The following is a 22,391-nucleotide window of genomic DNA, read 5'->3' on the forward strand; positions in this document are numbered from 1 at the left end:
GGAAAAAAGGGTGGTTGCGCGGGCATCAGATAACGCCTTCTTCAACGGTGTGCGGGGTGGGTAGGCGTTCGAGGGTCTGCGCCACTTCCAGCAGACTGGCGGCACCGAACAACTGGCCCATGGGCAGTTCCACGCCCAGACGGCTGCGCAGCATTTCGAGAAAGCGCGTGGCCAGCAGGCTGTCCCCGCCCAGGCGGAAAAAGTTGTCGTGGCGCGAGACGCTCGGCACCTTGAGCAAGTGCTGCCAGAGCTCGGCGATCACCTGTTCGCGGGCGCTCAGTGGTTGCTCATCCATCGCGTCCCGTGGCTGGGCAGCGGCGCTCAAAGGGGCGAGCAGCGCACGGCGGTCGACCTTGCCATTGCTGCTCAACGGCAGGCGTTCCAGCACCAGGATCTGTTCCGGGCGCATGTAGGCCGGCAGGCACTGCTCCAGATGCTGTGCGAGCACCTCGGCGCAGGTGCTGGCCGTAACGGCGGCCATCAGTCGGTGGTCGGCAACCAGCGCCACGGCGCTGTTCACACAGGGGTGACGCGCCAGGGCGGCTTCGATTTCGCCCAGTTCGATGCGATGTCCACGGACCTTCACCTGGCTGTCGGCGCGCCCGAGAAACTCCAGCAGGCCATCGGGGTGGTAGCGGCCGAGGTCACCGGTGCGGTACCAGCCCTCGACAAAGCGCTCGGCATTCAGCTGCGGCGCGTGGCGATAACCACGCGCGACGCCGGCACCGCCGATCCACAGTTCCCCCGTGACCCAGTCCGGGCAGTCACGGCCCAGGGCATCGACTACCCGGTAGGCCTGGTTGGCCAGCGGCACGCCGTAAGGGATCGAACGCCAACCCGGCATTGCCTGGCGTACTTCAAAGTGATTCGACCAGATCGCCGCTTCGGTCGCGCCGCCGAGGGCGATAAAGCGGCAACCGTGGGCCTGCTCTTGCAGACGTTGCGGCAGATCAAGGCCTATCCAGTCGCCGGACAGCAGAGCGACCCTCAGGTCCAGGGGCTGGCGGTCTTGAGCGTTGGCTTCCAGCAGCATGTCGAGCAGCGCCGGCACGCTGTTCCACAGGGTCACGCGGTGCTGTTGCAATGCCTTGAGCCAGGCGCGGGCATCGCGGCGCTGGTCCTCGTCGATCAGAACCACTGCGGCGCCCACCGAGAGCAGGCCGAACAGGTCATACACCGACAAGTCGAAGTCCAGCGCCGACAGGGCCAGGCCCCGGTCGGTGGCTTGGACGCCATAACAGCGGTTGATCTCGGCCACGGTATTCATTGCCGCGCGGTGGGTGATTTCCACGCCCTTGGGCTGGCCGGTGGAGCCGGAGGTGTAGATTACATAGGCCAGTTCACCCGCTACGAGAGGCCGTGGCGCCGCCAGCGGTTCGGTCTTCAACGCGGTGGAGGGCTTGAGGTGTTTGACGCCGGGCAGTTGCGGGTCGTGCTCGGCGAGTATCAGGGTCACGCCGGCCTGTTGCAGGATGCGCTGGCAGCGCTGCAATGGCTGATCGACACCCACCGGCAGATAGGCGGCGCCGGCCGCCAGAATGCCCAGCACACAGGCGACCTGCTGCGGCCCTTTGGCCAGGGACACGGCCACCAGGTCGCCGGGTGCGACACCTGCGTCCATCAGACTGTGGGCGATACGCAGCGCGCGGTCGGCCAGTTCGCCGTACTTCAGCGTGCCGTGTTCACCCCATAACAAGGCGGGGCGCTGCGGAGCATGGCGCGCCTGTTCAAAGAAACCTTGGTGCAGCGTCGGGTCGCCCGGCACGCAGTCGCCCGGGGCGTTGAGTGGGGCACGCCGTTGCGCTTGGGCCTGGGGCAGCAGGTCGAATGGCGCGCTGTCCCAGGCGTGCTCGGCCAACCAGTTGAGGCTCTGCAGGTAAGCGTCGAACATCGCTTCAACCAGGCCTTCGGGGAACAGGCCGACCACACGGTCCCAGTTAAGGGCAATACCACCGTTGGCTTCGACGACCTGGTGGTCGAGCCACACTTGCGGGGTTTGTGTCAGGCCGAACACTTGGTGGGCAAACGGGCCGTCCACCGGCGCCGCCGTGCCATCCGGGACGCCCAGGGCGCTGGTGAACACCACCGGCATGCTCACCTGTTGCTCGCCATTGCCCCGGGCCAGCTGGCGCAGCAGGCTGACCGAACCCACGCAGCGATGCTCCAACGCCTCGCCCAGGGATTGTTGCGTACGCCGTGCACGGTCAACCCAACGCTCACCCGCCACGGGCACATACCCGAGCAGGGTCAGCGATGTGAAGTCGCCCATTACCTGGTCGATCTGCGGGTGCACGGGGCGGCGATCGAACAGTGTGAGGTTTAGGCTCAGGTCCGGGCGTGCACTCCAGCGGCCGAGGGTTTCGGCAAAAGCACAGAGCAGTACCGCCGAGGCAGTGAGCCCCTGTTGCTGGGCCTTGGACAGGATCGCTTGCCAGGCGCTGGCATCGATCTGCCCTTGCAGGCGTTCAAAGCGCGGTCGGCCCAGGCTGGCGGGATCGGCGGCCAGCGGCAACTGCGGATGGGGCGGCAATTCGGGCAGGCGTTCCTGCCAGAAGCGCTGCGCGGCGTGCAGCTCTTCAGGTGCCGGGGCGCACTGCAATTGGTAATCGCGAAACGACAGATCCAACGGGGCCAGCGCTATGTCGGGCTCGCGGTACAACGCATCGAGTTCGGCGTAGAAACGCAGGATGCTCAGGGCATCGAGGATTAGGTTGTCCAGGCTGATCGCCAGGCGTGTGTGCCGGCCGTGGGTCACTGTTTGCACATCGAACAGCGGCCATTGGTGAGGGGCGAACACGCGATGGGCGCAGTGTTCACGCAGGTCTTCCAGGCTGGCGTGGCCCTGGCCGATCACGAAGGCCGGCACTTGTTGCAGGATGCGCGCCTGGCCATTCTGGTCGAACACAGCGCGCAGCATTTCGTGGCGTTCGATCAAGCGCTGCAAGGCGTGTTGCAGGCGCGGCAGGTCAAGGTCCTCGACGTCGTATTCACGGTAGAAGTGGCAACTCACGCCCCCTAATACCAGGCTGGGGTCGCGGCCCAGCCAATAGGCCTGCTGCACCTCAGTCATAGGGAAGGGCGCGTGGCGTTGCGCCAGGTCTGCAACAACGGTGTGTGCGGGTTCGGCCTGTGCCTGTTGATGCAGGTCGAGACAAAACTGCGCCAGCACCGGCTTGGCAAACACCTGGGCGATGCGTGCACCGCCCAGCCCTTGTTCGGCGAGCAGGCGCACCAGGCGGGTGGCGCTCAGGGAGTCGCCACCCAGGGCAAAGAAGCTGTGTTCGCGGCACACCTCACCACAGCCAAGCAACTGCTGCCAGGCGCGGGCCACCTGTTGTTCGATAACGCCGCAGGGCGCCGTCAGGTTGGCCTGCTGCACCGGGCTATGCTGGACGAGCCACGCGTGCAAGGCCTTGCGGTCGACCTTGCCGTTGCCGGTCAAGGGCAACTGCGCGCAGCCGAGGATCAGCGAGGGAATCATATACGCCGGCAGGCGCTCGGCCAGGCCCGGCAGGTCGATCTGCACAGGCTGCACGGCGCCGTGCGCCAGACGTACCACCGCCGCCAATTGCTGGCCGGTCAGCAACACGACCGCGTGCTCCACGCCTGGGCAGGCCAGCAGCGCCTGCTCGACTTCGCCGGCCTCGATGCGGTAGCCATGCAGCTTGAGCTGAAAGTCGCTACGCCCGAGGAACTCCACAGTGCCGTCGGGGTGGTAGCGCGCCCGGTCGCCTGTGCGGTACCAGCGCAGGCCTTGATAGTCGACAAAACGTTCGGCGCTGCGCACGCGGTCGCCGCGATAACCCTGGGCCACCCCGGCGCCGCCGATCCACAGCTCCCCGGCCACCCAGTCCGGGCAGTCATGGCCCTGGTGGTCGACGATGCGCAGGCTGACGTTGTCCAGCGGTTTGCCGTAAGGCAGGCAGTGCCAAGGCAATGGCTGGCCGGGTAGGGCTTCGAACAGCGTCGAGTGGATCGCCGCTTCGGTGGCGCCGCCCAAGGCCATGAAGCGACAGCCCGGCGCCTGGGCCCACAACCGTGGCGCCAGGTCCGGGGCGACTTTGTCACCGCCGAGCAACACCGCACGCAGCGGCAGGCGCGCGTCGGCCGGGGCGCAACCGAGCAACATGTCCAGCAACGCCGGCACGCAGTTGAGCACGCTGGCGCGGTGCTGCAAGGCCAGTTCACGCCAGCGCTCGGCATCGCGCTGCGCTTCGGGCTCGATGCCAATCACCGCCGCGCCGTTGGACAGCGCAGCAAACAGGTCGAACACCGACAGGTCGAACTCCAGCGCAGAGAGCGCGAGGATGCGGTCATCGGCGGTCAGCTGGAGGCGCCGTTGCAGGTCTTCCACGGTGTTGGCGGCGGCCAGGTGGCTGATTTCTACGCCCTTGGGTTCGCCAGTGGAACCGGAGGTATAGAGGATGTAGGCCAGGTCGCTGACCGCACCGGGCCGGGGCGCGTCCAGCGCGGGGCCCGCAGGTGGCAGGGCCTTGAGCAGCAACCGCGCACCTGAGCTTTCGCAGATTTTCTGGCAACGCGCGTCGGGCTGGTCGATGCCGATCGGCAGGTACGTGGCGCTGCAGGCGAGGATGCCCAGTAACGCGATGACTTGCTCGGGGCCCTTGGGCAGTTGCAGCGCCACGACATCGCCGCGCTGGATGCCTTGGTCTTCCAGGTACGCTGCAACTTGCAGGGCCCGCTCGGCCAGCTCGCCATAGCCGATGACGGGAGGGTTGCCCTGCAGCAGCGCGGGCAAGGTGGGCGTCAGGCGTGCCTGGGCAAAAAATGCCTCGTGCAGGCGCTTGACGGGCAGGGCAGCAGGCTGGCCTTGCACGGTTTGGCGCAGGGCCAGTTGCTCGGCGGGGATCAGCGCAGGCGGTGCCTGATGCCAGGCGTCCGGGTCAAAACACAGGCGTTGCAGCAGGTCGGTATAGGCCTTGAACACGCCATCCAGCACACCGTCGGCGAACAGCCCTTCACGCGCATCGAGGTTGATCAGGATGCCGCCGTCCAGCTCGGTGACTTGCGCATCGAGCCACACCTGCGGGCCCTGGGAAATGATCCACGCCGGCTGGCCGAAACTGGCCTGCACGCCCTCGGCGAACAGCTCACCCAGGCCCAGTGCGCTGGTGTACACAACGGGAGCCAGGACTTGTTCACCGCGTTGGCGGGACAGTTCACGCAACACCTCCAGGCCGGAAAACGCGCTGTGTGCGACATCGCTGTGGAAGCGGCGTTGCAGGGTGGTGGCGCGTGCGGCAAACGTGCCGGCGACCCGGCCGTCCCAGGCCAGCAGGATCGACGAAGTGAAATCCCCGACCAGGCGATCGACGTCGGCATGCAGCGGCGTGCGGTTGAATAGCGGTAGGTTGAGCAGCAACTCGGGTGTATCGCACCGAGCGCCAAGGGCTTCACTGAACACCGCCGCCAACGCCATGGCCGGCGTGAGCCCGTGCTCCCGCGCCTGGCGTTCGAATGCCTGGCGTTCTGACGGCGGCAGCCAATGGTGACGGCGGCAGACCTGGCGGTCATCGCCCTGGGCCTTGATCGGCAGGCTCGGCGCACCGGGCAATTGATCGAGGCGCTGCAACCAGTAGTCGCGCGCCTGTTGGTGACGATCCCGCTGCTCGATGCTGGCCTGGTCCTGGCGCAGGTCAGCCAGGTAGCGGGCAAAGGTGTAGTCCAGCGCGGGCAGGGGATGTTGGCGGTACAACAGCACCAGGTCGCCGAGCAGGGTGCGCAGGCTCAAGGCATCGGCGGCGAGCATGTCGAGGTTCAGGTGCAGGCGGGTGCCGTCGGGCAACAACGACAGCTGGATATCCAGCACCTGGCCTTGTTCCACGGCCAACTTGCGATGGGACAGCTCGGCTCGCAAGGCTGCCAGCCGTTGTTGCACCTGTTCGGCGCCGGCCTGGCGCAGGTCATGCACCGTGAGCCCCGGCCACGGGCTGTGCGCGAGGACCTGCTGGCGGCCGTCATCGAGAAACTGCGCCCGTAACATCGGGTGCCGCGCGAGCAGGGCACGCACGGCGGCTTCCAACCGTATCGGGTCAACGTCGTGGCCATCGAACTCGTTATAGAAGTGTGCTGCCACGCCACCCAGCGCTTGGCCAGGGGCGCGACCGATCCAGTAAGCGTGCTGCATCGGCGCCAGTTCGAACGGCAGCCCGTCATCGGTAGCGGTGCTGACCGGTGCGGGGGCCGTGGGGGCGGTGTCAAGCAGGGCTAGCCAGGTACATAGGCGTGGGTCCGCCACCAAGTCGGCGAAACGCGCGGCCAGGCCCTGGCGCCGCCATTGGCCGGCAAGACGGATCAGGGTGACGGAGTCCAGGCCCCATTCGATCAGGTTGGCCTCCAGGGGCACCTGGTCGGCGGGCAGTCCAAGTGCGTCGGACAGGGATTGGCGCAGCAGTGTTGCGGTTGAGGTGCTGGGAGTGGCCATGGCTCAACGTCTTCTCATCGCTAGGGCCCGGGCCGGGGTTGGCCCAGGCGCTGGGGGCAGGCAAATGCATGGGGGAGATGCTAGTCATTCTCATTTTGTCGACTACCCGGATCGAATCGTTTTTGCCCCGTATCCGTTTGCCCAGTGCCGATTGCACGGGCGCAGTTGCGGGACATGACGCCGATACGCCGCGCGATGCGGTTGGAAAATGACTTGAATCGGGTAGAGCCCGGCCCACGGCCTTGACTACCGTCGCTCGCCGCCCTCTTGCAGGGCCTCTTCATGGAGTTGCGGATGTCTGTCGATTCGGGTTTACAAGTGCGCGGCCTGCGCAAGCGCTACAAGAATGGCGTCGAAGCGCTGCGCGGCGTGGACCTGAGTGTTGGCCCCGGTATGTATGGCTTGCTCGGTCCCAACGGCGCCGGCAAGAGCAGCCTCATGCGCACCCTGGCGACCCTGCAACTGCCGGACGCCGGCAGCATTCACCTGGACGGCGTGGACGCTCTGCGCGGCCCCGATCATCTGCGTCGCCGCCTGGGTTACCTGCCGCAGCAACTGGGCGCGTACCCCGGCGTGAGTGCGCGGGATTTGCTCGACCGGTTCGCCTGGCTCAAGGGCCGTACCGACAACCGCCAGCGCCGCGAGGAAATCGAGGCCCTGCTGGATAAGGTCAACTTGCAGCAGGCGGCCCACCGTGCGCTGGCGACCTATTCGGGCGGCATGTTGCGCCGGTTCGGTATCGCCATGGCGCTGGTGGGTTCGCCGCGCTTAGTGATCGTCGATGAGCCCACGGCGGGCCTCGACCCGGCCGAACGCAACCGTTTTCATCGGGTGCTGGCGGATGTCGCCGCCGAATCCATCGTGCTGCTCTCGACCCATATCGTCGAAGACGTCGAAAACCTGTGCAGCCGCCTGGCGGTGTTGGCCGGCGGGCAGATTATTGTCGAAGGTCGCCCGGCCGACTTGCTCGCTGCCGAACAGGGTCGCTTGTGGGAAGCGCCGTTCAGCCGCGGTGAATCGTTGCCCGAAGCATTGCATGTGGCCGCCAGCCCACAAGGCAGTCGCGTGATCGTGCACGGCGAGCGTCCGGCAGACCCGCGTTTCAGCCCCCACGCGCCGCGCCTGGAGGATATCTATTACCTGGCGCTGGCCCAGGCCGGCGAGGCGGTGGACGCATGAATACCGTCGCCTTGCTGTTGCGTGAAGCCTGGGTGGAAGTCCGTGCCGGGCTGCGCAGTGGCATTCCCTTGTTGGTGTTTCTCGGCCTCACCGGCTACCTGCTGATGTCCCTGACGAATGCCGACTACGTGCAGAAAATGGGCGCCAGCGACATCGCCCGCAATGCACCCAGCCTGATTTACCTGATGTCGTGCGGTTGCATGTTCTTCCTGTTTTTTGCCTGGGCCTGGGTGTTTGCGCAGCCGGCCCTGCGCGACCGCAAGGCGCAGTTGGAAGAGGTGCTGCTGGCCTTGCCGCTGTCGCTGCCGGCGCTGCTGTGGGGGCGTTATATCGGCGCGGCGCTGGTGGGTGGGTTGCTCGCCAGTGCGTTGATTATCGGCTTCCTGGTCAGCCCGGTATTGGGCTGGCTCGGCTGGGTACCAGCGGCCAGTATCGGTGCGCCGGTCTGGTCGGCGTTGGCCTTTGCCTGGGTCGCCTTGCTGTTGCCGGTGAGCACTGGAATCGGTGCGTTGTATTACCTGCTGGCGTTGCGCAGCCGTGGCCTGGCTGCGCCTTTTGCCCTGGCGACGGTATTGATGCTGCTGTGGATGTTTGCAGTGGTCGTACTCAAGGGCGGGCATATCAACCCGCTGTTGGCGGCCAGCCTGGACCCGTCGCTATTTACCTTTGCCCAGGCCCAGGTCGAAACCTGGAGCTCCGCGCAGAAGTCGCAGTCGCTGCTGGCGCTGACGCCGGGGTTCTGGCTCAACCGCGCGTTGTGGTGTGTGTTGCCGCTGCTGGTGCTGGCCGTGGTGTTGGCGCGCACCACGCGCCAGGGCCTGATGGGCAGGCGCAGCGGTGCGGTGCTGACGGAACCGCCGATGCTGCGCAGCCGTGACGTGCAATTGCCGGGTCCTTTGACGGCCAGTCGTTGGACGCACGCCTTGTGGCATGAAGCGCGCTGGCAGGTACGCCAGTTGTTTGCACGGCGGATCTGGTGGGTGGCGCTCGGCTTGCTGCTGGTGATGGGCGTGCTCAGTGGTTTTGTCCACGGCGTGTGGCATGCGCGCGGGCCGATGGTGCCACGGGCGGATCTGACCCTGCCGCTGTTGTCGAGCGCGTTGTTCCTGGTGATCGCCTTTATTATCGCGGCGCTGGTGGGCTTGGTGTGTCGGCGTGATGAGGTCGAAGGCCTCGGGGCGATGTTGCAGGCGACCCCCGCACCGACCTGGCTGCGATTGTTCGGCCGTACGGCCTGTGTGTTGTTGGCGACCCTGACCTTGGTGCTGGTGCCAGGCATTGCCAGCCTGCTGATCAGCGCCATCGCTGTGCCCGACAGCCTGGCGCCGGGCTTTGTACTGGTCTACCAAGCGCTGGTGTTCGCGCCGCCGCTGCTGGAACTGGCCGCGCTGACGGTGCTGGTGCACGCGTTGATTCGCCGCTCGGGGCTCGCGTACGCCACGTCGATGCTGCTGACGTTTTTCCTGGTGCTCAACCACGAATTGGGGCTGGTCAGCTACCCCGCCTATGCGATGGGGATACCGGCGCATGTGGCGTTGTCGCAACTCGCCGGCTGGGCGCCCTGGTTACCGTATCTCGGCACCCTGGCAGGCTGGAAACTCGCAGGTTGCGCGGTGATGGTCGGCGTGGCCGCACTGGTATTGCCTCGCGGTCCCGAGCGCCGCCGTTTCGCTGACGTGGGCCAGCCGTTGCCGCTCGCCGTGTTGGCCCTGGGCGCCTTGGGTCTGCTGGGCAGTGGCGTGGCTTTGCACCATCACCTGGTGGAGCAGGGCGACTACCAATCGGTGGCCGAGGAGCGTGTTGAACGCGCCGCCTGGGAACAGCGCTGGCTGCCCGGCGCAACGGCCTGGCAAGTGGCGGGCGGGCGCGTGCAACTGCGCGTGGATTCCGCTGCGCGTCAGGTTGAGGGTCAGTGGACGCTGGACGCCGTGGTGGCCAGCCAATTGGACGCCGAGTTGCCGCCAGGCTTGCAGGTGACGGCGGTGAGCGTGATGGGGCAACCGGTCACGTTCGAACAGGCCACCGAACACCTGCGCGTTCCCCTGGCACCTTGTGCGACGAACGCCTGCACTGTGGAGTTGAACTGGACGGTCAGCGCCAACGGCTGGCCGTCGGAAGGCGAAGCGTTCTGGTTGGGGCCGCACGGTGTGTGGCTGCAAGCGCGCCGCGTTATGCCGCGCCTGGGGCTGGACAGCGAGCGGCTGCTGCGTGCGCCGGTGCAACGCAGCGAGGTCGGTTTGGCAGCCGACGTACCCGCCTTGGCGGCAGGTTCCGCCGTCGCCGTGGAGGCCATCGCGCCGGCGGGCGACTGGCAATGGCACGTTGAGATTGATGGACAGGACTTCAACGGTCACAGCGCGGCGCCCTTGGATTTTGCCTACAGCTTGCAGGCAAATGCGGATGCCAGCCGCCAGCAAACGGCTGTTGACGTGCGCGAAGACCTGGACCTGATGAGCGCCTGTGTGGCGCGACGCCTGGGCAGTCGCCCGGTGGTGGAGGGCGTGAGCCAGTGGCCGACCGGCATGGGCGACAGCCGCTTGAGCCACGGTCAGCTGTTGCTCGCCCAATCGCCGGATTGGGACGTGGCCGCGACCGGCGTCGGGCGTTCGGCACGCCGTGCGAATATTGCCGAACTGCTTGCCCGCCGGGTGTTGATTGACGCCAGCGACCTGCGGCAGATGCCGGGTTACCTGTGGTTGAGCCAGGGCGTGGCGGGCGCGATCGGCTTGCTGTGTGTGGCGGATGTAGACGGTCCTGAGGCGCGCGCGGCACTGGTGAAACTCATGGCCGATGACCTGACCCGCGCGCTGGGCAATGACGGCGAACCCGTCGGCACCCTGGCTGATGCCCGTGAGCATGGCTGGGCCGCCACCTATGCAGTGCTGGCGAGCCTGGCATGGACCACCGAACAATGCCCCGAACAACTGACGGCAATGACCGCCGCCATCCGAAACGGCCAGGGATGGCCGGCTGCGATCCAGCCCTTGTTGGGCGCGCCCGATCCTGACGCGATTGCCGCTGCGCTTGAGCGCTGGGGCCCTGCGCAATGAATTCGAACCATCCCTGCCTTTTGGAGCTTTGTCATGTCATCTGCACTGTTTATCCAACCGCTGCGCCGTCCCCTCGGCTGGCGGGCCAACGTCTTGACCCAGGCCATGGCGCTGGGCTTGTCCAGCCAAATGTGCACGGCCTATGCCGCTGACTATCAGCCGCAGGCCTCCGCGGAGGCCATCGAACTGGCACCGCTCACGGTCAGCGCGCGCTTGAGTCAGGAGAGTGCCAAGGACATCCCCTTTGGCCTCTCGGTGATCGATGGGAAAACCCTCGAGACCCGGCGCCTGCGCACCCTGGAAGACGCGCTGCGAACCACGCCGGGGGTGGATGTGAACTCCTGGGGCGGCGCCAATGACGCCAATGTGCGTATCCGCGGTGTCGGGTCACTGAACCAGATGAGCATGGATGACGGTTCGGTGGTGTTGAATGTGGACGGCGTGCCGATGTCAGTGCGCAATGCGGCGCTGGCGACGCTCGACGTGCAGCAGGTGGAGGTGCTCAAGGGCCCGCAGGGCACATTGCTGGGGCGCAACAGCGAGGCGGGCGCGATCAACGTCACCACCCGCAAACCGACGCGCGAGCTGGAGGGTTATGTGCGTGGCGAAGTGGGCAACCAAGGCCAGTTCATGACGGAAGGCGCCGTGGGCGGGCCGTTGACCGACTCGCTGGCCGGGCGTATCGCGGTGCGTCGCAGCGGCTTTGATAACTGGGTCGATGACCAACAGGACGGCGACCCGCTGACCAAACCCCGGGACCTGGCCCTGCGCGGCAGCCTGCTGTGGGACAACGACCAGGGCACCACCGGCCTTTTGACCGCCGAGCGCCAGCGCGCCGAGCACTATGCGGGCCTGGAACTGTTGCGTCCGTTTGGCAATCGCCCGAGCCTGGACTACACGCCTGGTACCTTCGATGGCAACCAGAAGACCAACGAGCGTTACTCCTTCGAACTCAACCACGACTTGGCGCATTCGCGCATCACCTCGATCAGCGCCTACACCAGCACCGACTTCAATGCCGTCAAAGGCTACGATCGCAACATCACGCGGGCGTTGTACGGTTCCCCGTTCGAATACCTGATCGAAGACTCGGCCCATGAGCGCGTGTGGAGTCAGGACCTGCGTCTGGGATCACTGGCGGATGCCGATGTGTTTTGGGTGACGGGGCTCAACCTGTCGCGCTCCGAACGCAGTTTCGATTCCAACAACTTCACCAATGGCGCGCAACAGTTGCGCGACTTCAGCACCAACAGCTACGCGGCCTATGGTGAGGTGACGTACCCGATTGCCGAAGACTGGAAACTCACCACCGGCCTGCGCCACACCTGGGACCGCAAGACCTATGGTGCCGATTATTCCAGTGGCGGCGCGCAGGTCAGCGACAGCCGGCGTTTGCAGGACAATTACAGCACCGGACGCGTGGCGCTGAGCTACGCGCTGACGCCGCAGACTAATGTGTATGCGGTGCTGTCACGGGGTTATAAGTCGGCGGGGTTCAATGACTACGCCACGTCGATCAAGGACAGCGAGCCCTACAAGGCCGCCAAGGTGAATTCCGCCGAATTAGGCTTCAAACATGAAAGTGCCGGGGGCGACCTGAGCCTAGAAGGGGCGTTGTTCATCACGCGCGTGCAGGACGACCACCTGCTGGGCTACGACTTTAACACCCTGGCGGTCAGCGCAGTGAATGCCGACACCCGCAGCAAGGGCGCTGAGCTGTCGACCACCTGGCACGTCACCGATGAACTGACCTTGGGCAGTGCCGTGAGCTACACCAACGCGGTGGTGACCTCGGATGCGCCGGGTGTATCCGGCGGTGACGTGGCGGCGGGCAGTCGCGTGCCGGATGTGCCGCTGTGGAGCGGCAACTTCAGCGTCGCCTGGCAAAAGAACCTGGGGGCCTTGCTCGGGTTGCCGGCGCCACGCCTGAACACCTTGCTCAATTACCGCGTACAGAAAAAACGCCCGGCCGACCCGCAGAACCACTATGACCTCAAGGGCTACGCCAAGCTGGACCTGCACCTAGGCCTGGAAAGTGGCGGTTCGGAGGTCTACCTGTGGGGCGACAACCTGCTGGATGCGCGCTACGACCTGTATGGCTCGTACTCCACCGACCAGGTACTGACCGGCATGCCAGGACGCGGGCGTTCGGCAGGTGTGGGGTATAGCTACCAGTTCTGAACCCCAGTTGTGGACACCGCCGGCGGGCTGGCTCCTGCAGGTTGCCATTAGTGTAGGAGCCGGCTTGCCGGCGACGGGGGCGGGTCAGAACTGATAGGTGTAGCCTACGCCCAAGGTGCGGCGGCGTGCCGGTGCACCGTAGGCCACCGGGTCACTGTAGAAACCGTAGGTGTCGTAAGTCTGGTTCAGCAGGTTGTCGGCGAAGGCATAGATTTCGCCGTATTTGCTTTCCAGGCCCGCGCGCAGGTCGAGTTTCTCGTAGTTGTCCAGGTTGAAGTGGTTTTGCGGGTCGGCTGCGCGCTCGCCCACCAAGTGATAGTTCAAGCTGGTGCTGAGGATGGTTTCACCGAGGCTGGCGAAGGTGCCCAGTGGGTGTTTCCAGCTGGCGTTGAAGTTGCCGCTCCAGCGCGGAACATCCGGGGTGCGGTTGCCGGCAGCGACATCACCGGCCTGGATGCCTTGCACGCCGCTGGTGATCTTGGCATCGAGGTAGGTGGCGCTGGCGGCCAGGGTCAGGCCGTAATCGAAGCGCCAGCTGCCTTCCAATTCGGCACCACGGGTGCGGGTGTTGGCGTTGAAGGCATTGGTGGCGAAGGTTGCTGCGTCGTAGCCGAGTAGGTGATCGTCGTGCACATGGGTAAAGAACAGCGCACCGTTGAGGCTGCCGCGACGGTCTTCGGTTTCACTCTTGAAGCCCAGCTCGGCGGCTTTGCTGACGGCGGCCTTGTAAGGTTCGCTGTCAGTGACCTGGGAGGCATAGTCATTGAACCCACCGGATTTATAGCCGCGCGCCAGTTGCAAGTAGACGTTTGTTTGCGGCGTGAGGGCGTAGCTCAGGGCAACGCGGCCGGTGCCGTAGTCGTCGGTCAGCCTGCGTGAGTCTTGCACCGCGCTGCTGCCGGAGAAGTATTGGCCGTCGTAGGTCTTGCGGTCCCAGGAGTGGCGGTAGCCGGTGGTGAGTTTCAAGCGCTCGGTGAGGGGGAAGGTGACTTCGCCGTAGCCGGCGTAAGTGGTGGTGGTGAAGTCGCGGTATTTGGCACCGGAGGTGCCGTAGGTGTTGCGTGGCGTGTCGTAGCTGCGCTCGTTACGGCTGGCGGCGAGCCCCGCAACCCAGAACACCTCGGAGTCGGGCAGCGAACTCAGGTGCACGTCCTGGCTCCAACTGCGCTCGAAGGATTTGTCCACCACCCAGAACTCGCTCGGCGTGCCGTACAGGGCGCCCATGAGCTTGCTGTCGTAGGCGATCAGGCCTTCGAAGTCGGCGGTGGACGTGGCTGTGGTGGAGGTCAGGCGGCTGTTGGCGAAGTCGTGATCGACCTTGAGCGTATAGCGCTCGGTGGTCTTGTAGTTGTCGTCGAACAGGCCGGGGGTCAGGTCCAGGCTGGGGTCGCTGCCGTAGGGACGCAGCACCAGAGAGTTAGTGGCACGCTCGGTTTTCTGGCGTTCGGCGCTGACCAATACATGGGTGTCATCGTTGAGGTCCCAGAGCAGGCTGCCGCGATAGGTTTCGTTACGCGGCTTGGTGATGGGGTGGTTGGTCTGGTCGTTGTCGATCCAGCTGTCGTAGCCGGCACGACGCATGGCCAGGCGCCCGCTGAGGCTGTCGCTGATCGGCCCGCCGATGGCGCCTTCAGTGAGGAACTGGCCTTCCTGGCCGACTTCGCCACGCACATACCCCTCCAGCTCGCGCGTCGGTTGGCGCGTGGTGATGTTCACCGCGCCCGCCTGGCCAATTGCGCCAGATAACGTGCCCTGCGGGCCCTTGAGCACCTCGATGCGATCGACGTCGAGGGTGCCGATACCAAGGCTGCGCGACGACACCGGCACGCCGTCGATATTGAACGCTACCGAGCTGTCATCCATCGACATCTGGTACAGCGAACCGACGCCGCGGATCAGCACGTTGAAGTCATTCGGCCCGCCGGAGGAGTTGACGCTCACTCCGGAAGTGTTGCGCAGTGTGCTTTCCAGCGTGTCGAGGCGCTGGGTGCGCAGTTGCTCGCCGCTGATCACGCTGAGACTGATGGGCACTTCCTTCGGGTCTTCCTGCTCCATGCGCGCAGTTACCGTCGAGGCTGGCAGTTGCAAGGGCTCACTGGTGTCGGCGGCGAGCGCCGAATTGGCCAGTGTCAAACTCATGGCTATTGTTATAGTATTACGTTTGTAGCAAGATTGGCTGGTAGCCGTCGTGTTGCATCGTGCAGACATGATGGGACCTTGACTGAGGATTTTGATCGGCGCGCGTTGCGGGGTGGCAGCGGCGATTTGGCGGAGCCTTTGCAGCGCGCCAGATGCTAATAATTATCAATTGCACACTTCCACCCCGATGTGATCTGATTCGAGCCGTATCCGGTCAGGCAGGAGATTTACGATGTCAGCCGTTCAAGGAGGCGCAGGGGAGCCGATGCCGGTCTCGCGAATCATTACGGGAGGGTATGGAAGCGACCTCGGACCAGGGGCGCACTGTCGCGTCACCCGCGTGGCACTGCAGGACGGGCTGGACATCGTACGCTGGCAAAGCACGTTCGAGCAGCCGATCGAGTTGCCCTTGCAGGACGACAGCGGGTGCATCCATTTCAGTTTCACCAACCTGCTCAAGGGCATGGCCGCGTGCAGCTTCAAGGAAGGGCGTCGGCAACGGCGCTATGCGATTGACGAGGGCGCCGGCAGCATCAGCTTCGGGCGGTGCCGCCATGGCGTTTATCACCAGCATGGCGAGATCGATAACATCACCGTGATGATCCGCCCCGCAGTACTCGCGCAGTGGGAACTCAAACTCGACCCGTTGCTGAACAAGGCGCTGGCCTGTGATCATTGTTTTCTCGATGGTCATCGCAGCGGCGAAATGAGCGCCACCGCGCATATGCTCGGCATCGCGATGGACCAGGGCGCCAGCCTGCCGTCGGCCCAGCCGCGCAGCAGCCTGTGGCTGTATGGGCAAAGCGTCACCTTGGTGAGTCTTTTCCTTGAGGCGCGCCAGGACGCCGAATGCACCTGTCGCGTCAGTAACACAGACCGCCAAAGACTGGTGCGTGCCCGTGATCGTCTGCTCGAGGACCTGGGCAAGGCGCCGAGCCTGTCGGAGCTGGCGCGTGAGTCCGGGTTGAGCCAGCCCAAGCTGACACGCGGGTTCCGCCAACTGTTCTTCAACAGCGTCTACGGTGTATTCCAACAAGCCCGGATGATCCAGGCGCGCAGCCGCTTGATGAGCGGCGATGAATCCGTGATGCGCATCGCCTCGGACCTCGGCTATGCCAACGCCAGCCATTTCGCCACGGCGTTTCGTAAGCAGTTCGGAATCAACCCGTCGACTCTCAAGAACGGTGGCAGAAGTAAATCATTTGGTGTCAGTGCGTAATAAACGAAGTAGAGCCTGAGTGATCCAGATACGTTTGACGCAGGCAGATGTGCAGCGGTTTTGACGGATGCCCCAGTGAAATAGACCACTTTTGCCAAAGTAGCTTGAACATGGATGGTTGGGAAGGTTGGGACTTTCACATGCTCGCCGTTGTTCAATACGAGTCTGCAACGAAGGTGTGTAACTGGCGAATGTGCGTAGCCGGCACTGCTTTCCATAGACATTGGAGGATAAATTTGATTTTTCAGAGGTGTTTTTTGAAGGTTGCTGCGGTGATTGTCATGGCTAAACCCAGCATGGTCGCGCTAGGCAAAAACAGAACCATGGGACTGAGCGAAAAAGGTAGGGATAAATAAATGACCCATGGCGCCAGTAGCACTGGCACTACCGTACGCTTAGCGCGGTGATAGACAAAACTGCTTTCTCGGCCCGCGCCAAATTTTCGTAGGTCACGGCGCATCAAACCATCGACAAAACCAGTGAACATCGCCAGCAAGAACAGCGGCGTGGCCAGGATCAGAATGGTCAGGCGCACCACGAAGGTAAAGGCGACATAGACCGCCGCCAGCCCGAAATCCTCAATGCTCATGTATAGCTGATTGGTCCAACTCCAAAAGCTGTTGCCCTGGCTCGATACCCGCGCCTGCTGGGCAAAATCTGCGAAGCCTGTCTTGACCAACAACCACTGATTGAGAAAATCCAGCCACTGGACAATCGTTTGTCCGGGCTGTTGGAGGATGAGAGAAGATTTGAAGTGCTCACTCAGCCAGTCCAGTTCGTTCGTCAACATAGCTTGGCTGTGCCGCCAACCCTGATCACCCCAGAATAGCAGCAGGCCAGCGAATTCGATCAGGATCGAAAACAACAACGAGGCGACCAGCAAACCGATGATGCGTAAAACCAAGCCAATCGCCGAGACGATTATTCCCGGGCGTTGGATCGGTTGTGGCGGCGTGTTCTGGACGGAAGTCGCCATCGTATACTCCATTGCGCACCGTTGAGTTGCTGCCGCCACGGCGCCTGCCGAATACGTGTTTGGTGAATCGAAACCTGTGGCGAGGCAGGTCTATCCCACCTGATCCAGATCGAAGTTTGTGGTTGGACCGCCACCGCTTGCGCTCCACCATTGCCCTGCCTGTTCGTTATAGGTGGCCCGCATCCGCAGGGTAAGCTCCTGCAGGTTCTTGGGCATGGCGTCGTCGTTGGAGGGCTTAGGTAAAGGCATGCGGACTTTCCAAAGCTGACCACCGGTCTGGAAGGAGAACATCTGCCCCTTGGGCAAACTGACGATATGAGCGGGCTCGATCAGCGGCACATTGGTGCTGCTGACACGGTCCTGTGAGGACGAGGTGAAATCGGTGTTGGCCTCAGGATCGGAGGTGTCGGTGGCGCCCGAGACCAGGGTCTTGCTCAGTACGTTGACCTTGGGCAACTGCTGGGTGAGTAATTCAGCGGTGGCGGTCTCGCGCACGCGGAGCATCTGCAGGGTGTTGAAGTTGCCGATCACTTGGCCAGCTTTCGCCCGGTTACCGATGCGCGCTTCGATATCGCTAAGGGTTTGGGTGTAGGCGGTTACCTGGATGCCGGCGCCACCTCCCTTGTTGATCAGCGGGATGAACTCCTCGCCCATCAACTCATTGAACTCATCAGCGTGCAGGTTGATCTGCAGCTTGCCAGCGGTGCTACTCGATGGCGGCAGACCATGGTCAATGCCATGTTTATAGATATGTCCCGCCACCGAGACCAAGTCGGCGAACATTGAATTGCCGACGGCGGCAGCCACCTCGGCATCGGTCAGTGCATCCAGGCCGACGTAAACGATGCCGCGTTTTCGGATGACCTGCATCCAGTCGAAAATTGGCCGCGGATCATCCAGGTCGGTGTAGTTGGGAGCCAGTAACTGGGCGGTCTTGCCGGTGGTGAGTTTTTCCAGCAGCGGTAGTAGCGAGGCAACGATTTTGTCGAAGTAAGTACGGTCGTAGCGTACCGCCGAACGCAGTCCGTCCATGACCGGATCAAATACCCGCTTCACCGCCAGATACTGCTCGATGGCCACCACACGCTTCTCGCGTCCGATCATATGCCGGGGAATGTTCTTCTCGGTGAGCTTGCCTTCAAGCTGGACGATCACTTCCCATGCTTTCGAATCGGTTCTGGCGAAAAATTGCTGGGCATATTCAATGAACAATGCGTCGATGTTGACCACATGCCGTTGGATTTGCAGGTAGTCCGGACGTCGACCCAACTCAATCAGCGCTCGGGCGATGATGTTGACGAAACGCCAAGCGAATTCACGGAAGGCTGCCGAGTTACCTTCACCACTGAGCTGTCCGGCGATGCGCGACGCTACTTCCGAGATGCGCCCGAAACGTCCCACGGCGTTGTAGCGGGCGGAGATCTCCGGCCAACCTAGATGGAAAACATAGAATTCCTTTTCTCGACCGGCGCGTTTGGCTTCTACGTACATGCGTTTGAGCAAATCGGCATCGCCCTTCGGATCGAAGACGATCACCACCTCGTGTTCAACGCGATGGATGTCTTGGGTGATGTACACCTCGGCGAGCCGCGTCTTGCCAACACGGGTCGTGCCCAGCACGAGGGTATGTCCGACTCGTTCACCCAACGGCAGACTGACTTCCGTTTCGTCGGGCTCAACCCCATGCAACAGCGGTGAGCCACCGACTGGGGGTAAAGGGCGCAACGGATTAAAGGCGCTGTCCCAGGCCGTGACACGGGCCAGTGTCGAGAGCGGAAACGGTGCATGTTCTAGGCGACGTTCGAGTTCACGTGCCAGGCGGTAACGGGTCGGTTGGTCAACGTAATGAGCGACGGCCGGATCCTGGGCCTCGACTAAGCGCTGGGTGTGCAGGCGGGTCCAGCGAAAGCCTCGGCCCATGAACAGACGTTTGCGGCTCACCGGAATCTGCCGGCTGGTCAGCTCGTAGCGAGGCAGCCGGCGGATATTGCGCCGATAGCGCAACACCTCCCAGGCTTGTCGGAGGCGGATCAAACCGAACAGGGCATAGGCTAGAGCCGCAACCAGACCGAGTTCGGGTGATAGCGCCACGGCCCAGGGCGAATACACGCATAACACCGCCGCGGCGACGCAGATCGCCACGGTATACAGCTCGACTGCGGGCCGGAGTTTGGACTCCATCGCATGCTCGGCCATGACCCAGACTCACTGTTCCAGTGAGGTGGCTGTGATTAAGACAGGGTAGTGCTCAATTTTCAGGCGAGAGGCGATGTCGTTGCCGTTGACCGGCAGGATGGTGATGCCCGGCACGGCTGCTCGAATTCGGGCCAGGACTTCAGTATCGGTCACTTCGACGGCGAGGCCGGCCGCCCCCATTTCTTGCAGTTCAGTCGCACGCTGATGCAGCCAAGCCAACGATTGGGGATCCTCCCCGACAAGGAAAAATGGCTGCAAGCCCGGCATGTCCAGGGTGCGAGTTGTGATTTGGCCTGGGCTCAAGTGAGAGCTGCGCACGGGCAGTATCCAGGTTTCATCGGCAAATGCAGATAGGTCTGCATGTATGGCCCGAGCAGGCTGGGTCTTGTTGTTTATTGGCGGCCTGGAAGCTTCAAACTGGGGGCGGGTGAAACCGCCAGGCTGAACTTCTGCAAACGACAGTCCCGGCTGGGCGAGCGCGGCCAAGAGCACGGCGAAGTAATACGCACTGGGAATTCGCTTCATGGTGGTGTGCCCTGTTTAAAGGAAATCTGCAGTCGTTCGAGTTGTTGAGAAAAGCCGGCGCGGTAACGCGCGGCCGGCGTTCCTCCTGCCGGGCGGTGATACCGACCAGCAGCTGACACCCAATCACCGGTGGCGGCGTGATGCTGTTGCAGCAGCGCGGCAGTTACGGCCAGATTGCGGTAGGGTTCGAGGGCTTCGCAGGGACTGGAAAAATGCTGTCCGTGATAACCCAGGTTGATTTGCCCAAGCCCGGCATCGACCCGCTTGGCGTCATACCGAGCAAGCGCCTGAAGCAAGGCGTGACAGGCGGTCTGACGATTGGCGAAACGGTAAGGGCTACCGGCAATATTCAGCGTCCAGGGCCAGGGCAACAGTCGACCACGGAGGCGCGCGCCACTCTCCTGCAGGGCAATCGCGAACAGCACCGTGGAAGGGACGTTGGCGTCATGCGCTGCCAGTTGATAAGCCGGAGGCGGAAGTTCGTCTGCCCGGACGGCGTGCACCGTCAGCAGGAGCGCAATAGCAATCAATCGAGACGTTGCCATTGTCCGTTCACCTGCTGAAATGTGACGGGTAACGGTCTCGGGGCTCCCAGGCTGAACCAGCGCCCGCGATCATGGTTCAGCGTGATTTGCCGGTGTTGGACCTTGCTCGCATCAATGCCTGCTTGCCGCGCCCAGCCACGGACATGTTCATCCTCACCTTGGCTGCCCACCAGGTAGATATCGAACGCTGTATCACTGCTTTGCAGACGCTGCGCTTCAGCGGTGCACGCAGGGCAATGGTCTTCGACAAACAGAGCACGGCGCGGCTCTACCGGTAAGCTAGTAGCGGGCGGGGATGCCATACCCTGAATCGGCAACAGCCCGGGAAACAGCTTGGCCCAAGCTGCGGTGTAGGCGTTTTGGTAAGCCAACTCGCGCTCGGCACGTTTGGCTTCCAGCGCTACCTGCAATTCGGCATAGCGCTGACGCTCTTGGTCGGTCTCTGCCTCGACGCCGAGCGCGGTCAGGGGATCCAGGTTCGGGCTCCAGAAACCACGCGGCCCGGCTTGGATCTGTTCGAAGCGTGTCCATTCCTGCTCGGTGAGACCCCAGCTTGCCGCCTGTTCAGAGTGCGAACGCTCCAGCGGAGCAGACTGCGTGTCCTGGGTCCGTGACGGTGTCGTGACGGGATTGCCCAGCGCAGCGCCCGTGCTCAGCAATGAAACGAAACAGACGATGGGGGACAGTAGCGCTCGGTTCATGATCGTTTCTCAAGGGAGTTGCACGGTCTGGTCGGGGTGAGCGGTCACCGCGAAGATAGCCGCGTTCGGCTCCAGCACCTTCAGTTGCCATGTGCCGAACTGCTCGCCGTTGTGCAGCAACTGGATATCATTGAGCGAGCGACTGTCAGGAGGTGCGACCGCCAGAAAGCGCTCGCCACCGCGGGACTCGACGCTCAACACTGAAAATGGCGGCAGGAGCGGGGCAGGCTTGGGCTGAGCGGTTTTTTTCGGCTTGGCCGAGGAAGGCGTCGGTGGTGGGAGTGGTGGCTGGCTTTTGAGGTCCAGGAGTTGCTGCTCGACGTGCTCAAGTCGCGCGTGTAGCGCGATCATGTCGGTTTCGGTGGCACGGTCTGCCAGACCGTCGCGTAGCTCCTGTATCTCTTGCGCCCATTGATCCAACATCGGATCGAGGGTATTGGCCTGTTGCTCACCGGTATCGGCCATCTGCTTCAGGTCTTTCAGTGCGTACTGCAGCTTCTCCTGTGCATCCATGAGGGCGCTTGAATCACGTTGCAGGGTATCCAGGGTCTGCAGGCGTTGGGCGTTCGCATTTTCCAGTTCGGTCACGCGTTGATACTGGTTATACAAACCACCACTCAGCCCGGAGACCGCCAGGCAAAGTGAGCCGACAATGAGGGTTTGAAACGTCGAGGCTTTCATGGGCGTGCCTCCGACTGATGGGCCGCGCTGGGTGCGAGCCGCACGACGGCAGCATCATTTTTTAGCCGTTCGAAGCAGACCGAACGGCTGACCTCATCGACCGTGAGTTGCCAGGCGGGGCCAGCCAGTACTTGTAGCGCGTTGCGAAGTGATATCGGGCCGAGCCGGTAATGGGCGGCGGGTAGAGGCCGGGTAAACAGCATCTTTACGGGGTCGGCAGCAGGGCAGAGCGAATACCCCGATCGCTGCAGCACGTAGTGCATCGCATCCTGTACCGAAGGATTCAGGTTGGACGGAATGCTCACGTCAATGATTTGAGCGAGAAGGTCACGTTGCTCCGTGGTGGGCTCGGTGCTGACCAGCGTATAGCGGCCATAGCGGAGCTCTGACGGATGGCTTTCGTCGGTCCGGCTCCGCGATAACTGGGGCCGGTTAGAGCCGCCGTCAGTCTCTGGATTAGTCGGCAATGGGGTGGGGATTTGCGCGCTGCAGGCGCTCAACAAGCCCAGCAGGCAGACAGGCGTGAAAAAACGCTCCATGGAAAAAACCTCATG

13 protein-coding genes are annotated in these 22,391 nt (G+C 63.4%); 4 read left to right on the forward strand and 9 right to left on the reverse strand.

Annotated elements, in window-relative coordinates:
* Window positions 1-25: 25 nt before the first annotated feature.
* A complete protein-coding gene (locus BLL36_RS22635; RefSeq protein ID WP_076953715.1) occupies window positions 26-6,445 on the reverse strand; it encodes a non-ribosomal peptide synthetase in 6,420 nt (2,139 codons plus the stop codon).
* Between the two features lie 294 nt (window positions 6,446-6,739).
* Between BLL36_RS22635 and BLL36_RS22640 the strand changes: the two genes are divergently transcribed.
* From BLL36_RS22640 to BLL36_RS22650, 3 genes are read left to right on the forward strand one after another with little or no spacing between them, the layout of a single operon-like run.
* Window positions 6,740-7,624 carry an ABC transporter ATP-binding protein gene (locus tag BLL36_RS22640; RefSeq protein WP_076953716.1) on the forward strand — a complete coding sequence of 295 codons (885 nt, stop codon included), beginning with the start codon at window positions 6,740-6,742 and terminating at the stop codon, window positions 7,622-7,624.
* Window positions 7,621-10,674 carry a hypothetical protein gene (locus BLL36_RS22645; RefSeq protein WP_076953718.1) on the forward strand — a complete coding sequence of 1,018 codons (3,054 nt, stop codon included), beginning with the start codon at window positions 7,621-7,623 and terminating at the stop codon, window positions 10,672-10,674. Before BLL36_RS22640 ends, BLL36_RS22645 begins: the two co-directional genes overlap by 4 nt.
* 33 nt (window positions 10,675-10,707) lie before the next feature.
* On the forward strand, window positions 10,708-12,855 hold the full coding sequence (locus BLL36_RS22650) for a TonB-dependent receptor (RefSeq protein WP_076953721.1): 2,148 nt from the start codon (window positions 10,708-10,710) through the stop codon (window positions 12,853-12,855).
* An 84-nt stretch (window positions 12,856-12,939) separates the two neighbouring features.
* On the opposite strand, the gene BLL36_RS22655 is transcribed toward BLL36_RS22650, so the two are convergent.
* Window positions 12,940-14,994, reverse strand: a complete 2,055-nt coding sequence (locus BLL36_RS22655; protein ID WP_083735313.1) for a TonB-dependent receptor — start codon at window positions 14,992-14,994, stop codon at window positions 12,940-12,942.
* Window positions 14,995-15,226: 232 nt separating this feature from the next.
* Here BLL36_RS22655 and BLL36_RS22660 point away from each other — a divergent pair, with 232 nt between their 5' ends.
* Entirely contained in the window at window positions 15,227-16,213 is a 987-nt protein-coding gene (locus BLL36_RS22660; RefSeq protein ID WP_076953726.1) for a helix-turn-helix domain-containing protein, read from the forward strand.
* 244 nt (window positions 16,214-16,457) lie between these two features.
* Here the strand turns inward: BLL36_RS22660 and BLL36_RS22665 are convergent, their stop codons facing one another.
* The 7 genes from BLL36_RS22665 to pilL2 all read right to left on the reverse strand — a co-directional run bounded on the left by BLL36_RS22665 (window position 16,458) and on the right by pilL2 (window position 22,376).
* Window positions 16,458-17,189, reverse strand: coding sequence for a TIGR03747 family integrating conjugative element membrane protein (locus tag BLL36_RS22665; protein ID WP_076953728.1), 732 nt, complete (start codon window positions 17,187-17,189; stop codon window positions 16,458-16,460).
* A gap of 90 nt (window positions 17,190-17,279) precedes the next feature.
* The gene (gene traD, locus BLL36_RS22670) at window positions 17,280-19,385 is read right to left on the reverse strand and encodes a type IV conjugative transfer system coupling protein TraD (protein ID WP_076953730.1); all 2,106 of its coding nucleotides are present in this window, start codon (window positions 19,383-19,385) and stop codon (window positions 17,280-17,282) included.
* Between the two features lie 9 nt (window positions 19,386-19,394).
* Complete coding sequence (locus tag BLL36_RS22675; RefSeq protein ID WP_076953732.1) at window positions 19,395-19,910, reverse strand: integrating conjugative element protein; 516 nt, start codon at window positions 19,908-19,910, stop codon at window positions 19,395-19,397.
* Entirely contained in the window at window positions 19,907-20,455 is a 549-nt protein-coding gene (locus BLL36_RS22680) for a lysozyme family protein (protein ID WP_076953734.1), read from the reverse strand. The genes BLL36_RS22675 and BLL36_RS22680 overlap by 4 nt, the downstream gene beginning before the upstream one ends.
* Window positions 20,437-21,156, reverse strand: coding sequence for a TIGR03759 family integrating conjugative element protein (locus BLL36_RS22685; RefSeq protein ID WP_076953736.1), 720 nt, complete (start codon window positions 21,154-21,156; stop codon window positions 20,437-20,439). The genes BLL36_RS22680 and BLL36_RS22685 overlap by 19 nt, the downstream gene beginning before the upstream one ends.
* Window positions 21,157-21,165: 9 nt before the next feature.
* On the reverse strand, window positions 21,166-21,837 hold the full coding sequence (locus tag BLL36_RS22690; RefSeq protein ID WP_076953738.1) for a chemotaxis protein: 672 nt from the start codon (window positions 21,835-21,837) through the stop codon (window positions 21,166-21,168).
* Complete coding sequence (gene pilL2 / locus BLL36_RS22695; protein ID WP_076953740.1) at window positions 21,834-22,376, reverse strand: PFGI-1 class ICE element type IV pilus protein PilL2; 543 nt, start codon at window positions 22,374-22,376, stop codon at window positions 21,834-21,836. The genes BLL36_RS22690 and pilL2 overlap by 4 nt, the downstream gene beginning before the upstream one ends.
* Window positions 22,377-22,391 lie beyond the last annotated feature (15 nt).

Origin of the sequence: Pseudomonas cedrina subsp. cedrina (genome assembly GCF_001983175.1) — a bacterium.
GTDB classification, from domain to species: Bacteria; Pseudomonadota; Gammaproteobacteria; order Pseudomonadales; family Pseudomonadaceae; genus Aquipseudomonas; species Aquipseudomonas cedrina.